At 61.0% G+C, this 15,290-nt stretch carries 16 protein-coding genes; 9 read left to right on the top strand and 7 right to left on the bottom strand.

The annotated features are described in order from the left end of the window. Nucleotides 1-437: 437 nt before the first annotated feature. The 6 genes from BLO97_RS17705 (at nt 438) to BLO97_RS17730 (ending at nt 7,112) form a co-directional block, all read left to right on the top strand. Nucleotides 438-1,805 (top strand): glutamine synthetase family protein, encoded by a 1,368-nt coding sequence (locus BLO97_RS17705; RefSeq protein ID WP_170862030.1) that lies wholly within the window; start codon nt 438-440, stop codon nt 1,803-1,805. 343 nt (nt 1,806-2,148) lie between these two features. Then, nucleotides 2,149-3,798 carry a phosphoethanolamine transferase gene (locus tag BLO97_RS17710; protein ID WP_092347086.1) on the top strand — a complete coding sequence of 550 codons (1,650 nt, stop codon included), beginning with the start codon at nt 2,149-2,151 and terminating at the stop codon, nt 3,796-3,798. Between the two features lie 68 nt (nt 3,799-3,866). Further along, complete coding sequence (locus BLO97_RS17715; protein ID WP_092347089.1) at nt 3,867-4,508, top strand: class I SAM-dependent methyltransferase; 642 nt, start codon at nt 3,867-3,869, stop codon at nt 4,506-4,508. A 121-nt stretch (nt 4,509-4,629) separates the two neighbouring features. After that, nucleotides 4,630-5,763 carry a ribonuclease D gene (gene rnd, locus BLO97_RS17720; protein WP_003198851.1) on the top strand — a complete coding sequence of 378 codons (1,134 nt, stop codon included), beginning with the start codon at nt 4,630-4,632 and terminating at the stop codon, nt 5,761-5,763. After that, complete coding sequence (locus BLO97_RS17725) at nt 5,760-6,053, top strand: YcgL domain-containing protein (protein WP_003198853.1); 294 nt, start codon at nt 5,760-5,762, stop codon at nt 6,051-6,053. The genes rnd and BLO97_RS17725 overlap by 4 nt, the downstream gene beginning before the upstream one ends. A 126-nt stretch (nt 6,054-6,179) precedes the next feature. After that, a complete protein-coding gene (locus tag BLO97_RS17730) occupies nt 6,180-7,112 on the top strand; it encodes a D-2-hydroxyacid dehydrogenase (RefSeq protein WP_092148557.1) in 933 nt (310 codons plus the stop codon). A 234-nt stretch (nt 7,113-7,346) separates the two neighbouring features. On the opposite strand, the gene BLO97_RS17735 is transcribed toward BLO97_RS17730, so the two are convergent. After that, nucleotides 7,347-7,940: a nitroreductase family protein gene (locus BLO97_RS17735; protein ID WP_063322505.1), complete on the bottom strand. Its 594-nt coding sequence runs from the start codon at nt 7,938-7,940 to the stop codon at nt 7,347-7,349. Nucleotides 7,941-8,100: 160 nt separating this feature from the next. Between BLO97_RS17735 and BLO97_RS17740 the strand changes: the two genes are divergently transcribed. Both BLO97_RS17740 and BLO97_RS17745 read left to right on the top strand, forming a co-directional pair. Next, nucleotides 8,101-8,550 (top strand): YcgN family cysteine cluster protein, encoded by a 450-nt coding sequence (locus BLO97_RS17740; RefSeq protein ID WP_063322504.1) that lies wholly within the window; start codon nt 8,101-8,103, stop codon nt 8,548-8,550. Between the two features lie 31 nt (nt 8,551-8,581). Beyond that, entirely contained in the window at nt 8,582-9,811 is a 1,230-nt protein-coding gene (locus BLO97_RS17745; RefSeq protein WP_063322503.1) for a hypothetical protein, read from the top strand. Between the two features lie 103 nt (nt 9,812-9,914). Here the strand turns inward: BLO97_RS17745 and BLO97_RS17750 are convergent, their stop codons facing one another. Both BLO97_RS17750 and BLO97_RS17755 read right to left on the bottom strand, forming a co-directional pair. Then, a complete protein-coding gene (locus BLO97_RS17750; RefSeq protein ID WP_003198860.1) occupies nt 9,915-10,292 on the bottom strand; it encodes a YgaP family membrane protein in 378 nt (125 codons plus the stop codon). A gap of 77 nt (nt 10,293-10,369) precedes the next feature. Next, nucleotides 10,370-10,840 carry an RNA methyltransferase gene (locus BLO97_RS17755; protein ID WP_092347092.1) on the bottom strand — a complete coding sequence of 157 codons (471 nt, stop codon included), beginning with the start codon at nt 10,838-10,840 and terminating at the stop codon, nt 10,370-10,372. Between the two features lie 185 nt (nt 10,841-11,025). Between BLO97_RS17755 and BLO97_RS17760 the strand changes: the two genes are divergently transcribed. Continuing rightward, the gene (locus BLO97_RS17760; RefSeq protein ID WP_063322500.1) at nt 11,026-11,358 is read left to right on the top strand and encodes a DUF2790 domain-containing protein; all 333 of its coding nucleotides are present in this window, start codon (nt 11,026-11,028) and stop codon (nt 11,356-11,358) included. 77 nt (nt 11,359-11,435) lie between these two features. Here BLO97_RS17760 and BLO97_RS17765 read toward each other — a convergent pair whose 3' ends face one another. The 4 genes from BLO97_RS17765 to BLO97_RS17785 form a co-directional block, all read right to left on the bottom strand. After that, a complete protein-coding gene (locus BLO97_RS17765) occupies nt 11,436-13,595 on the bottom strand; it encodes a copper-transporting P-type ATPase (RefSeq protein WP_092347095.1) in 2,160 nt (719 codons plus the stop codon). A 2-nt stretch (nt 13,596-13,597) separates the two neighbouring features. Next, entirely contained in the window at nt 13,598-13,852 is a 255-nt protein-coding gene (locus tag BLO97_RS17770) for a DUF2933 domain-containing protein (RefSeq protein WP_018607538.1), read from the bottom strand. A 304-nt stretch (nt 13,853-14,156) separates the two neighbouring features. Beyond that, nucleotides 14,157-14,531: a YajD family HNH nuclease gene (locus tag BLO97_RS17780; RefSeq protein ID WP_003184246.1), complete on the bottom strand. Its 375-nt coding sequence runs from the start codon at nt 14,529-14,531 to the stop codon at nt 14,157-14,159. Between the two features lie 48 nt (nt 14,532-14,579). Next, the gene (locus tag BLO97_RS17785) at nt 14,580-15,266 is read right to left on the bottom strand and encodes a spermidine synthase (RefSeq protein WP_092347101.1); all 687 of its coding nucleotides are present in this window, start codon (nt 15,264-15,266) and stop codon (nt 14,580-14,582) included. Nucleotides 15,267-15,290: the final 24 nt, after the last annotated feature.

A 15,290-nucleotide genomic window follows, 5' to 3' on the forward strand; every position in this document is an offset into this window, starting at 1 on the left:
TTCATGGTCGGGAACGGGACAGATAATGTAGGGAACACGACGTGTCGATCAACGACTGTTTGGTTTGCCTATGTTTAGTTGGCTGCGATCCAAGCTCCATCAAATCCAGGTTTAACCTCCCAGGGTAGCGTGGGACGCTTGTCCGATGTGTTTCCTGTGATGCGCTCATGAACGGTTGGCCCCTGGCATTCCAATACCCTTCATCTGCCGCGGTCGATCCGGTCGGCCGGTTCACGCCTGCCATGGCCCCAACCCTCAGTGCGTTGCCCTCCGAGCTGGCCTTTTGGGCGCTCTGGCATTGCCGTCACGCCCGTCCTCCAGATACTCGTATTACCTGTTGATCATTCGCAGTGCTCGCTCAATGGCGAGCACAGACTGACGGTGCCTTGTCGCCCGTCCGACATGGAAATACGAGCCTTCTCATGAGCCTTGCCAAGATTTCTTTCGCTCCCGTGCAACACGCCGAGGCGTTCCTTGCGCAGAACCCTGATATCGAACTGTTCGAGCTGTTCATCCTCGACAACAACGGCGTGCCCCGGGGCAAGTTGTTGCATCGGGACGAGTTGCTGGCGGTTTTCGAAAGTGGCCGGCCACTGCCCAGTACGATTCTCGGGCTCACCGTCAATGGCGATGATGTGGAAAATTCCGGACTGGTCTGGGACGTCGGCGACATCGATTGCCGTGCCTACCCCCTCAGCGGCAGCTTGCAACGTATGCCCTGGCGATTGATTCCTACGGCCGCCGTGCAGGTCAGCATGCATCCCCAGGAGGGCATGCCGGCGACCATCGCCGATCCGCGTTATCTGCTCAGCCAGGTGATCGAGGCTTTACAGGCCGACGGCTATTACCCGGTGATGGCGGCGGAGCTGGAGTTTTATCTGCTGGACGCGCAACGCGACAGCCAAGGCCGGCCACAGCCAGCGCGGGACGCCGACGGTGGCCGACCGCGTGCCACCCAGGTCTACGGTTTGCGCGAGCTGGAGCAGATCGAGCCGTTCCTGGCCGACCTGTACGCTGCGTGCAAGCTGCAAGGCATTGCGGCCCGGACCGCCATTTCCGAATACGCACCGGGACAAGTGGAGATCACCCTTGAACACCGCAGCGATGCCTTGCAAGCCATGGATGAAGCGGTGCGCTACAAGCGACTGGTCAAGGGCGTGGCCCACAAGCACGGCATGCAGGCCTGCTTCATGGCCAAGCCGTTCGATCACTTGGCGGGCTCCGGCATGCACATGCATGTCAGCCTGGCGGACCGCGATGGCCACAATCTGTTTGCCAGTGAAGCCGCCGACGGCACGCCGCTGTTGCGCCATGCGGTGGGTGGGATGCTCGACACCTTGCTCGATTCGCTGTTGATGTTTTGTCCGAACGCCAACTCCTACCGGCGATTCCAAAGCAACAGCTACGCACCGCTGGCGGCGACCTGGGGCGTGGACAATCGCACCGTGAGCCTGAGGGTGCCGGGCGGCCCGGCGTTGTCGAGGCACATCGAGCATCGTATCTGCGGTGCCGATGCCAACCCTTACCTGGCTGCGGCGGCGATATTGGCCGGCATTCATCGCGGCCTACGTGAACAGTGCGATCCCGGGAAACCTGTCGAAGGCAACGGCTACGCCCAGGCGGCCGAGTTGCTGCCCACCGACTGGCTCACTACCCTGCGTGCCCTTGAGGCATCGGCCTGGGCGCGGGAAGCGTTTGGCGATGAGTTTCTTGGCGTTTATCTGGCGGTCAAGCGCGCCGAATACCGCCAATTCATGGCGGAAGTCGGGGAGCAGGACTGGCGTTGGTATCTGAATCAGGCTTAAGAACAGCTTCAAGCTGCAAGCTGATTGGCAAAGAAAGACTGTTCACTTAGGGCAGCCGAAAAAACGTGGTGAGGGAGCTTGCTCCCGCTTGAGTGCGAAGCACTCACAAAAAGGGGCTGCTACGCAGCCCAGTGGGAGCAAGCTCCCTCGCCACGCATCACTTTTCTTTAGCACTGCAAGCTGGGTCGAGCTTGCCGCTTAAATAATTATTTAATAGCAACTTTTTCACGAAAAATTGATGGTGGACTACCTAAAGTTTGTGTTGCCGTAGGAAATGAACTTTTCACATTTTCCTGCGGCACTTCTTTTTCAAAGAGCAACTTTCAGGAAGTCGTCAACCATCATGCTGACCCTTAAAGCCGTGCGCCCCGAGTGGGTGACACTGGCCGCCAGTGCCTTTTTGTTAGTGGGCTTCAACCTCGTTCTCTGGCAACACTTGCTGGCGATCACCACGGCTGACGCTCGTGGCCTGCTGATGTGCGTGGCGTTTGGCCTGATGATTTTCTGCGCGTTCAACCTGGTGTTGACGCTCGTGGCCTTCCGTCCGCTGCTCAAGCCCGTGCTGATGCTATTGTTCCTGATCAGTGCTGGCGTGGCGTATTTCATGGCCCAATACGGTGTATTGATCGATGCGGGCATGTTGCGCAACTTTGCTGAAACCAATGCCACGGAAGTTCGTGATCTGTTGTCGCTGAAGTTGTTTATCTACCTCGGGTTATTGGGGGTGTTGCCTTGCTGGTTATTATTCAAGACCCCGATCAGCTACCGTCGCTGGCCCAAAGAGTTATTAAGTAAGTTGCTGGTTGGCGTGGCGTCGGCCGCGGTAATCGGTATGGTCGCCCTGGCCAACTACCAAGGTTTGTCTTCGTTGTTTCGCAACCACCACGAGTTGCGTTTGATGGTCGTGCCGAGCAACTACATCGGTGCGTCGCTCGGCTATTTGCGTGAGCAGGTCGCGTCGGCCAAGCAGCCGTTCATCACCCTGGGCGAGGACGCGAGCCGCAACCCGGCCTGGCAAACCCACGGCCGCAAATCCCTGACCGTACTGGTGGTGGGCGAGAGTGCCCGGGCCGAGAACTTCGGCATCCTCGGCTATGACCGCGATACCACACCGACACTGGACAAAGAGGCCGGCCTGATCGCCTTTACCGATGTGCATTCCTGCGGCACGGAAACCGCCGTGTCGGTGCCCTGTATGTTTTCCAACATGGGGCGCAAGAACTATGACGCCAGCAAGGCCAAGAATGAAGAGGGTTTGCTGGACGTGCTCAAGCACGCCGGGCTGGAGGTGATCTGGCGGGACAACCAATCCGGCTGCAAGGGCACCTGTGATCGGGTCACGCTGCAGGACGTCAGCAATCTCAAGGACCCGGCCCTGTGCGCCAACAGTGAGTGCCGTGATGAAATCCTGCTCCAGGGTTTGCAGCATTTCATCGACACACTCGACAAGGACACGGTGCTGGTACTGCACCAGATGGGCAGCCACGGGCCGGAATACTTCAAGCGCTATCCCAAGGAATACGAGCATTTCACCCCGGTATGCGAAAGCAACGCGCTGAACAATTGCAGCCGCGAGAGCATCGTCAACGGCTACGACAACACGCTGGTGTACACCGATCATGTGCTCTCGACCCTGATCGATCTGTTGCGGGCCAACCAGGACAAGGTCGACACGGCCATGCTGTACCTGTCGGATCATGGCGAGTCCCTGGGCGAATACAACCTGTTTCTCCATGGCACGCCCTACATGCTCGCCCCGGAGCAACAGAAACACGTGGCAATGCTTGCCTGGTTTTCCGACAGCTATCAGAAATCTTTCTCGGTCGACACCCATTGCCTGCAACTGAGTCGGCAAAAGCCCTTGAGCCAGGACAACCTGTTTCATTCGATGCTCGGGCTGCTGGAAGTCAACAGCCAGGTCTACAACCGGGACCTGGACCTGTTCGCCAGCTGTCGCGGCGCGGTGATTGACGGTGTCCTGGCACGAGAGTGATGGCCTGGACCTTTTTTTCACGCAGTGTTGGTTAACCTGTCATTCAATCTTTTCCAAGAGCCGTTCGTATGTCCGGGCTACCCCCATCCACCGTCGAGCTTGAGTTCGCCAGGCAGCATGACCAGGAGCATGCACAGGTCTGCTGTGGGCCGACGCCTCGACGATTGCGCCTGGCGTTCTGGCGCGACGAGCACATGGTACGCAATGCCCTGAAGGTGGCGGGCGAGCCCGGGTTGGTGCTGGATGTGGCCTGTGGCGCGGGACGATTCTGGCCGGTGCTGGCCGAGCACGCCAACCGGGTGATCCTGGCGGCGGACCCGTCGCCGGACATGCTCGAACATGCGCTCACTCACCATGGCGGCGCGTTGCTCCAACGGGTCAAGACCTTCCCGAGTTCAGCGTTCACCATCGGGCTGTCGGCCAACGCGGTGGATTGTATTTGTTGTCTGCAACTGTTTCGCCACGTCAGCACCAGCGAGCATCGCCTGGCGCTGTTGCGCGAATTTCATCGGGTCAGTCGCGACACGGTGATCGTTTTGGTGCAAATCGAAGGCCGCCTCAAGATCGGCCAGGCGCCGCGACGGAGCCTGGCCGACAAGGCTGATGTGGAAGCCGAGTTCCGCCAGGCCGGTTTCAGCGTGCTTTGGTACCAGGATTTCCTGCCCGGTTTTGCCCTGACGCGTGTTTATGTGTTGCGTAAGACCGGTTAAGTCTTGATGTAGGACTATTCTTGCTTTTTCGCAGGCGATTTCTCTCAGGCGGCTGCTCTATGGATGCTCGCAATCGCCGGCGGCGATATATACTGCGCGCCATTCTTCAAGGGAGAGCCGTGTGGCCATCGATATTCACTGGATTCGCGACAACGATAGCCTCGGTCAGTTTTGCGCCGAGTGGCAGCAGTTGCCATTCGTCGCCCTCGACACCGAATTCATGCGGGTCGACACTTTTTACCCTATTGCCGGTTTATTGCAGATCGGCGACGGCAAGCGTGCCTACCTGATCGACCCCTTGACCATCGACAATTGGCAACCCTTGGCCGCACTACTGGAAAACCCGGCGGTGCTCAAGGTGTTGCACGCCTGCAGCGAAGACCTTGAAGTGCTGCTGCGCCTGACCGGCAGCCTGCCTGCGCCGCTGTTCGATACGCAATTGGCCGCCGCTTACCTGAACCTGGGTTTCTCCATGGGCTATTCGCGGCTGGTGCAGGAAGTGCTGGGTATCGAGTTGCCCAAGGGCGAGACCCGTTCCGACTGGCTGCAACGGCCCCTGTCCGAGACGCAGATCAGCTACGCGGCAGAGGACGCCGTGCACCTGGCAGAAGTTTTCGTACTGCTGCGCCCGAAGCTTTCCGACGAAAAATACCGTTGGGTCCTGGAAGACGGCGCCGAACTGGTGGCCAACCTGCGTCGCGAGGTCGACCCGTACGAGGTCTACCGCGAGGCCAAGCTCGCCTGGAAACTGTCCCGCGCCCAATTGGCCGTGCTGCGCGAGCTGTGCGCCTGGCGCGAACGCGAGGCGCGGGCCCGTGACCTGCCGCGCAATCGCATCATTCGCGAGCATTCGCTGTGGCCCCTGGCCCGTACCCAGCCGGATAACCTTGGCGCGTTGGCGAAGATCGAAGACATGCACCCGCGCACCGTGCGCCAGGACGGCCAGTTTCTGCTGGACCTGATCCAGCGCGCCGCCAGCGTGCCGCCCGAGCAATGGCCGCCGGCCGTGGCCGAGCCACTGCCCATCGAGGCCTCGGCCCTGGTCAAGCGTCTGCGGGCGTTGGGGCAGGCTGAAGCCGAGCGCCTGGAAATCGCCCCGGAGCTGATGCTGCGCAAGAAAACCCTCGAAGCGCTGATCAAGAGCGGCTTCCCCGAGGGCCCTTACCAATTGCCCGATTCGCTGCGTGGCTGGCGCCGCGAATTGATGGGCCAGGCGCTGCTCGACAGCCTGGCCACTGCCGGAGAACAGCCTTGAAACGTATCTGCTCCATCTATCGAAGCTCGAAGAAAAACGAGATGTACCTGTATGTGCTCAAGAGCGATGCCTTGGAGCGCGTGCCTGAGCCGTTGATGGCCGCCTTTGGCAAGGCGATCCATGCCTTCGACCTGGTCCTGAGCCCCGAGCGGGCGCTGTCACGGGAGGACATCAACAAAGTGCTGGAAAACCTCGACACCCAGGGCTATCACTTGCAAATGCCGCCGGCCGAAGACGAGTACATCGAGCATTTGCCCGAAGAGTTGTTGCGCCGCAACGACCCGGTCTGAAGGTCTCTGAGGCACCTGTTCTGGGTGCCTCTGGAAAAACACTGGAAGGGTTTATTGACGACGATCGTATGGATGGAGCGACACTCTATCGGCGGTTGTCTGCACTGTTTTTGAAAGGTTTGACTCATGCGCGTTCTGATTGCCGAACACGACCACCCGGTGTACGCCCAGCTTCTGCGTCAGGCGGCACCCGATATTGAAGTCCTGACCAGCGGCGACTCCGCCGAATTGTCGCGACTGGCCACCGATTGCCCGGTCTGGCTCGGCCAGCCTGATCTGCTGGCCACCTTGTTGCGTCAGGGCCATAGACCCAGCTGGCTGCAATCGACCTGGGCGGGTATCACGCCGTTGTTGGCCGAAGGCTTGACGCGCAACTACCGCCTGACCCGTGCGGTGGGCATTTTCGGCCAGGTGATGGCCGAATACGTGCTGACCTACATGCTCGGCCACGAGCGTGAGGTGCTGGCGCGGCTGGTCAGCCAGGTCGAGCGCAAGTGGGACAACCGCCAGGGGCAAAGCCTGGCCGGGCGCAAGGTGTTGATCGTCGGGACCGGTGATATCGGTCAGCGGGTAGCGCAGTTCCTGGTGCCGTTTGGTGTGCAACTGTACGGTGTGGCCAGTGAAGCGCGAGCGTTGGCGCCGTTCATCGAAGTCGGGGCGCTGAAGGATCTGCCGCGCTTGGTGGGTGAGGCGGATTACGTGATCAATTTGCTGCCCAACACACCCGATACCCATGATGTGTACGACGCGGCGCTATTCAAGCAATTCAAGCCGACCGGGTTGTTCATCAACGTCGGCCGTGGCGTGGCGGTGGTGGATGCGGACCTGGTGCAAGCCCTGAAGGATGGGCACCTGGCCGGTGCGGTGATTGACGTCTGCCGTCAGGAGCCATTGCCACAGCGCCACCCCTTCTGGACCGCCTGGGGCCTGCTGCTGACCGGCCACAGCTCGGCACCGACCTCGCCGCCGATGATGGTGCAGTTGTTCCTGGAAAACCTGCGGGCCTATCAGGCCGGTGAGGCGCTACGCGGGGAAGTGGATTTCAGCCGGGGTTACTGACTTTCTTCCCGCTCCGGGTTACGCCGTTCACTTAAGGTTTGTGTGAACCCAACCCTGTGGCGAGGGAGCTTGCTCCCGCTGGGCTGCGCAGCAGCCCAAAACCTAAGCACGCGGTGCATCAGATTGTCCGAGCCGGCTGATTCAGGGCTGCTGCGCAGCCCAACGGGAGCAAGCTCCCTCGCCACGGGAAGTGCCGTTCTTATGTGAATAGTTTGTTCACATGAAGGGGCAGGGTTACAGGGTGAAGTCGCCCTCAGCCACCAGTTCGCTCAACGGCCGGCGCGGGCTTGGGGTTTCGCGGGCCTGGAGGTATTCGGCCAGTGTCGATTTGTCCCCCAGCTTGCCAATCGCCACGGCGGCGTGCAGGGCGTAGCCTTCCGGGATCTTCAGTTCCTTGCGGGTCAACGCCTGGTCGAAACCGGCCATGCCATGGGTGTGCCAGCCGCTGAGGCTGGCTTGCAGCGCCAGGTGGCCCCAGGCCGCCCCCGTATCGAAAGTGTGGGACTGCGCAGGGGTTTCTTCGGTGGCGCCGGGAACGGCGAAGGTGGTTTTCGAAACAATGATCACCAGTGCCGAGGCGTGTTGGGCCCAGCTGCGGTTGAATTCATTGAGCAGGCCCAGGAAACGCTCCCAATTCGGCGTGTCGCGACGCGCATACAGGAAGCGCCATGGCTGGGAGTTGTACGCCGACGGCGCCCAGCGTGCAGCTTCGAAGAAGCCCAGCAGGGTTTCTTCGGCAATGGTCTCGCCGGTAAAGGCACGGGGCGACCAGCGCTCGATGAATTGAGGGTGAATCGCGTAATCGGCAATGCGGGGATTGGCACTCATGGGCTTACCTGGCTGGGGTTTGGAAAGTCAATGAAACAACCTACGTCCCGCCGCCCGGGCTGACAAGTCCCGGCCTACCGACAGTCGCCAATGCTTGGCCTGAAGAGGCCCGGGCACTAGACTGTCGGCCTTTTCACCACCTGATGTTGATGCTTGAGCCATGGCCGCCAAAGTCGAACCGTTCTGGAAACGCAAAACCCTCGATCAGCTCGATCTGCAGGAATGGGAATCGCTGTGCGACGGCTGTGGCCTGTGCTGCCTGCAAAAACTCGAAGACGAAGACGACAACAGCGTCTACTACACGCGCATCGCCTGCAAACTGCTGGACCTGAAAACCTGCCAGTGCTCCGACTATCCCAACCGCCGCGACTTTGTCCCCGATTGCATCCAGCTCACGCCGGGCAAGGCCGATGAGTTCAAATGGCTGCCGCCGACCTGTGGTTATCGGCTGGTCAGCGAGGGCAAGGACTTGCCGTTGTGGCACCACCTGGTCTGCGGTGATCGCGATGCGGTGCACCACGAACGCATTTCCCAGTCCGGGCGTATGCTGGCCGAAGGCAGCGTGCCGGAAGACGATTGGGAAGATCATCTGATTTTCCGCGCCGGCTGAGCCGTCGGGCGGCGCGCCCCAGGGAGAACCCATGGCTGCAGGATTGAAACGGATGCTGGCCGCCGGGCTGCTGGCGATGTGCGGGCCGCTGTGGGCGGCGCAGAAAGTCGATCTGGATTATCACGTGCACCTGTTGCCCCTGAGCGATCAGGCCGAGGTGCGTCTGACCCTGGCCCGGGGGGCGGCGGTGCGTAGCCTGGATTTCGACCTCGGCGACGGCAGTCGCTACAGCGATTTCAAGGCCGACGGCCAATGGCAACTCACTCCCGGCAAAGAGGCGCGAGGTGTCTGGCGGCCGGCAGCGGACAAGGCCAGCCTGAGCTACCGCGTGCGCATCAGCCATGCGCGCAAGAACGCCACCTTCGAAACCCGCATGACCCCGACGTGGGCGTTGCTGCGCGGCGACGACCTGGTGCCGTCGGCCAGGCTCGACCAGCAGGACGGCGTCGAACTGGTGGCCCGTCTTGAAGTTGAATTGCCCAATGGCTGGAAAAGCATCGAGACGCCCTGGCCGCGCATCGGCAAGCAACGCTTTCGCATCGACAACCCCTCGCGCCTGTTCGACCGCCCTACGGGCTGGATGCTCGCCGGCAAACTGGGTAGCCGCCGCACCCGCCTGGGCGAAACTGAGGTGACGGTCGCCTCGCCCCAGGGCCAAGGCATGCGCCGGATGGATGTGCTGACGCTGCTGACATTCGTCTGGCCGCAGGTACAAGCACTGGTGCCGCGCCATCCGGCCAAGTTGCTGATTGTCGGCGCCGGCGATCCGTTGTGGCGTGGCGCCCAGGCCGGTCATGACTCGATCTACCTGCACAGCCGTCCGCCGCTGGTCAGCGAGCGGGGCAGTAGCCCATTGCTGCGGGAGTTGGTGCAGGCATTGGCCCGGGTCAATGATCATGATCGCAGCGATTGGATCAGCGAAGGGCTGACCGAGTACTACGCCATCGAACTGCTGCGCCGCGCCGGCGGCCTGAGTGATGAGCGCTATCAGACCTTGAACGACCGGCTCGCCCGCGACAGCAAGGGCATCACCACCTTGCGCGGCGAACAGATCAGCTCGGCGGAGGTGGCCAAGGCGGTGTTGCTGTTGCAGGAACTGGACCGCGAGATTCGCCTGAAAACCCGCAACAAGCGTTCGCTGGATGATGTGTTGCAGGCGGCGATGCGGTTGGAAACGGTCGATACCAAAGAGTTTGTGCAGCTCAGTGAGAGCGTTCTGGGTGGGGCCTCTACTGTGCTGGATACCCGGTTACTTCAGTGACACCGCCATCGCGAGCAAGCTCTCCCACATTGGGTTTTCGGCGTTCACAAAACATGTGGGAGCGAGCTTGCTCGCGAAGGGGCCATCAGCGGCGCTGCAAAAATCAGAGCCCAACCTTCGGCGAATCCAACGAATCATTCCCCGTCACCGTAGCCGTGCCAGTCGCCGCCTCGGCATTGGCCTTTAGGCGGCTCAGCTCATCACCGGCCTGTTCGATGCGAGCGCGGGCGTTGCTGAGGTTCTGCCGGTTCTTTTCCAACAAGGCCTTGGCCGAGCAATGCCCGGTGATCCCCCGCGCCAGCGCCATGCCGCCGATCGCCAGTTGAGCCAGGCCGAGCACACCGCCACGGCGCAAGCCCTTGCCCATCATCAGCACACCGCCGGCCAGCGAGCCAATGCGTTCCCAACCATGCACGTTTTGTGGCGGATGGGATTGGAAAGGGGTGGTCTCAATCGGCTCGAACGGATTGTTATCGCTCATGATCTGTCTCCAGTATGGGGATTGGTATAAAGCTGACTGCCCGAGCGATTGCCTTGTTCAATCGAATGTTGCACCGATCAGCGGAATTGCGGCCCCGAACGGGTGTTGTTGCCTTTGGCCATGCGGTCATACAGCACGACGTTGACGGTGGCGGCCAGGTTCATGCAGCCGGTGGTGGGGATGTACACCACATCCTCACACCACTCGCGAATGTCCTTGTCCAGCGAGCCGTCTTCCGGGCCAAAAATGTACAGCGCTCGGTCCGGGTGAGTGTATTCGGGCAGTGGGCGAGCGCCTTCCACCAGTTCCACGGCCACCGGCACACAGCCCAGGGGCAGGATTTTCTTCAGGTCGTCGATACCGATCAGCGGAATGTCGTAGTGGACTTTCTTGGTGTCGGTGACGAAGTCGGCGGCTCGCTCATAGCGCTTGCCGGTGTAGAACACCGACGCCACGCCGTAGCAGCCGGCGGCACGCATGACCGAACCGACGTTTTCCGGTGACTTGGGGTTGAACAGACCGATGCAGCTATAGCGTTTGTTGGCCACGGGCGGGGTGCCTTTGGGGAAAAGGCGCGATTATACGGGGAATGGGGCTGCGTGTTCAGTTTGTGAGTGGGGGGTGATAGTCGGTTACCTGTTCACGAACCTGACCAATCGGTAACGTCCCCGCCAGCGTCGTGACAGGCACCAGTCGTTATGGTTTGCCTGACAAATGACTGCCGGAGTTCCTCATGAAAACCCTTGATGCCTTGCTCGCCGTTTCGATCCTGTCCCTTTCTTCCCTTGCCTTGGCGGAAGGCGGAGGTGACCGGGTTTATGGCCAGATGATCCAGAACAATCAACAAGCCATGGCGCAATACGCCGTCGAAAACGGCAAAGCCATCGCCGAAATCGTTCATTACGAATACGGCATGAAACTCGATGTTAAAAAAGTGGTGAGCATTACACCGGCCAATAAAGGCTGTGGTGTCGGACCGTCGCGCATGACCTACGAAGACTCGAACGGCAAGCTCAATACCCTGGAATATAGGCTCCTGGGTGATAACTGTCCGAATGGCGGCTGATTACCGTCTCGTTTGTTCTCCTTTGGTTTTGAGACGGTCAGGCGCCCTGGTGGCGCCTGTTTTTTATGGGCGCCGGATTATTGTGCTGGCGTGTTACGCAACCTCAAGGCATTGAACACCACCGATGCCGAACTCACGCTCATGGCGATGGCGGCAATCATGGGCGAGAGCAGGTGACCGGTCAGGGGGTACAGCAGGCCGGCCGCCAACGGAATACCCATCGAGTTATAGAGGAAGGCAAAGCCGAGGTTCTGGCGCATGTTTCTAACGGTTGCCACCGAAAGGGTGCGGGCCCGCAAGATCCCCATCAAATCGCCTTTTACCAAGGTCAGCTGGGCGCTGTTCATCGCCACGTCCGTGCCTGTACCCATGGCAATGCCTACGTTCGCCCGAGCCAGGGCGGGCGCATCGTTTATTCCGTCACCCGCCATCGCGACCTGGCGGCCATCGCGCTGCAGGTCCGCCACCAGACGTTCCTTGTCCTCGGGTTTGACTTCGCCATGGACCTCTTCAATGCCCATCTCCCTGGCCACGGCGCGTGCCGTGGTGAGGCCGTCGCCGGTGGCCATGATGATTGTGATGTCGTGAGCCTTGAGCCGGCTGACCGCTTCCCTGGAGGTTGGCTTGATCGGGTCCGAGACGCCCAGCAGCCCGGCCAGTACTCCGTCGACCGCCATGTAGATAATGCTGATGCCTTGCGCGCGTAGCTGCTCGGCCTGCTGTTGCAGTGGGCTGACGCTGATGCTGGCGGCGTTCATCAGGGCGGTATTGCCCAAGTGGATCTGTTTGCCGTCCACCCGGCCACTGACACCGATGCCGCTGCCGGATTCAAATGAAGCCGGCTTGATCAGTTCAAGATGCTCGGCTCGTGCGTGATCGACGATGGCGTGGGCCAGGGGATGTTCGCTGCCCTGGTCGAGGCTGGCGGCCAACAGCAGCACCTGGCGGTCGTCGAAGCCCTGGGTGGCTTTCACGCTGTGAAAGGCCGGGCGCCCTTCGGTCAGGGTGCCGGTCTTATCGACGATCAGCGTGTCGATCCTGCATAAGTTCTCGATGGCGCTGGCGTCCCGGAAAAGCACGCCCAGGCTGGCAGCCTTGCCGGTGGACACCATGATCGACATGGGGGTTGCGAGTCCCAGCGCGCAGGGGCAGGCGATGATCAGCACGGCGACGGCGTTGATCAGCCCGAAGACCCAGCCAGGTTCGGGGCCTAACAGCCCCCAGCCGAAAAAGGTCAGTACGGCGATGGCAATCACGCCCATGACGAAATAGCCAGCGATCACGTCGGCCATGCGCTGCATAGGCGCTTTCGATCGCTGGGCCCGGGCGACCATCTGGACAATTTGCGCCAGGACGGTCTCGGCGCCGACCTTCTGCGCCGTCATCACCAAGCTACCGTGGGAGTTGATCGTGGCGCCGATCAGGTTGTCCCCGGCGCGTTTGATCACCGGAACCGGCTCGCCGGTGAGCATCGACTCGTCAACGGCGCTTTCTCCTTCGAGTACCGTACCATCGACCGGGACCTTTTCACCGGGCCTGATCCGCAGGTGGTCACCCTGATGGACGTGGGCCAAGGGAATGTCTTGTTCCTGGCCATCGGCATTGATCCGGCGCGCGGTTTTGGGGGACAGCCCCAGCAGCGACTTGATGGCGGCCGACGTCTGGGAGCGTGCCTTGAGCTCCAGCATCTGCCCCAGCAAGGTAAGGGAGATGATCACTGCGGCGGCTTCAAAGTAGACGCCGATACGCCCCTCTTGCACGAATGTGGTGGGGAATCCTCCCGGCCAAAACGTGGCGGCGACACTGTAGAGATAGGCCGCCGCGGTGCCCAGGCCAATCAGGGTCCACATGTTCGGGCTACGCTGGCGAACAGAGGCCACTGCCCGTACAAAAAACGGCCAGCCTGCCCACAGGACCACGGGTGTCGCCAGGAAAAACTCGATGAGATTTTGCGTTGCACCGTGAAACAGCGACAAAGCGTGCCCCGCCATGGCGAGCACCGTGACGATCACCGTCAACGGCAGTGACCACCAGAAGCGGCGGGTGAAGTCCTTGAGTTCTGGATTGTCCTCTTCTTCCAGCGCGGGCATCACCGGCTCCAGCGTCATGCCACACTTGGGGCAGGTGCCGGGGCCGGGTTGGCGTATTTCCGGGTGCATGGGGCAGGTGTATTCAGTCGCCATGTCGCCGCTGGGCGCTGGAGCACTGTGGTGAAGGTGCGCTGGAACGTCTGGCATGGCTAGGGGCCTTCCTGATCCCTGCGGTTGACGGGTGGTTGGCCATGTCGTCCATGACCGCCATGGCCGTGGCCGTGTCCGAAGATATGCATCAAGGGACATATCAGGAGAATCAGGTACGGCCAATTCGCCGCGATGTGGCTGAAGTGTTCTCGCGCCAGATAGAAGAGGCCGATGGCCAACAACATGATCAATACAATGCCGGTCTTGCCCCGCCAGAATGGCGTTGCGCCCGCTGGGGGTTGATGAGTGTTCATGGTGTCGCTCCTTCAGGCCGGGCGAGCCACCGCCGCCGATAACCACAGAATAGGCAGGGAGGGCTTTGGCAGATTGATATTCATCAACCTTGGCTTACTTGACCTGCAAATGAGGGAAGTAACGGGCATGCTAAAGGTGCGAAGCTGTCAGCGACCTGACGGGGGCATTGCAGATTTGTCAGCTGGACCATGAAAGCTGCACAGGCAGCCGCACCACAGTCGAGCAGGCCACTTTTGGCGAGGGGATTTGATCTGTGGAGCAACACTTTGCAGCGCAAGATAAACCCACTCGCACAACGGCTAATTACTCGTCCTTCTTCATCAACCCGGCCAGTGCGGCGAAGGGGTTGTGGGTCGCCTTGGCGATTTTCGGAGTGCTCAGGGAGCCGTCGCCGAAATATTGCTGGTCGGTGTAGCGCGAGTGTTCGTTGTCGTGGCAGTACAGGCACAGCAGTTCCCAGTTGGAACCGTCCTGCGGGTTGTTGTCGTGGTTGTGGTCGCGGTGGTGAACGGTCAGTTCGCTCAGGCGCTTGCCGGAAAACTCACGGGCGCAGCGGCCACAGACATGGGGGTACATTTTCAGGGCTTTGTCGCGGTAGCCCATCTCCCGGTCGCGCTGGGCATCGGCGAGGATGCGGTCCAGCTTGGCGGTGTTGGACGGTGGCGTTGACGAACTCATGGGTTCACCTTTGTAGACAAGACGGATGACGGTTGGACAGAGTTTAGCTCAGCCCTTGAGCTTCTCGGCAATCCAGATGGTGTGGCGGGTGCCTTTGTTGCCATGGGCGAACACTTGCACCTCTTCGGCCTTGAAGCCGGCCTTCTTCAGCTTGTCGGAAAACTGCCGGTCAGCGCTGGCCGACCACACCGCCAGCACGCCCTTGGGCCGCAGGGCCTTGGCGCAGGCGGCCAGGCCTCCAGCCGAATACAGCCAACTGTTGGCTTTCTGGGTCAGGCCTTCCGGGCCGTTGTCGACGTCCAGCATGATCGCGTCGAACCCCTGGGGCTCGGCTTGCAGCACCTTGGCGACGTCTTCCATGCGGATCACTGTGCGCGCATCCGACAACGGCCGCCCGGCCTTTTCACCCAGGGGGCCACGGTTCCACTCCACCACGCCGGGCACGAGTTCGGCCACCACCACTTCGGCGGTCTTGCCCAGGTGCTTGAGGGCCGAGGCGAGGGTGAACCCCATGCCGAGGCCGCCGATCAGCACGCGCGAGCCGGGACGACCGGCGACCTTGCGGCAAGGAATCTCTGCCAGGGCGTCTTCGGAACCGTGCATGCGGGTGTTCATCAACTGCCCGCCGTCACCGCCCTGGATCTTGATGACGAAGTCTTCCCCGTACTCGAATAGGCACAGGGCACCGCCGTTATCAGGGATGGGCGTGGTGTCGAGCAGAACGAAACGTTTCATGGAAATCTCGTAGGAGGGCAAACC

The organism is Pseudomonas sp. NFACC05-1 (assembly GCF_900100135.1).
Taxonomy (GTDB): Bacteria; Pseudomonadota; Gammaproteobacteria; order Pseudomonadales; family Pseudomonadaceae; genus Aquipseudomonas; species Aquipseudomonas fluorescens_Q.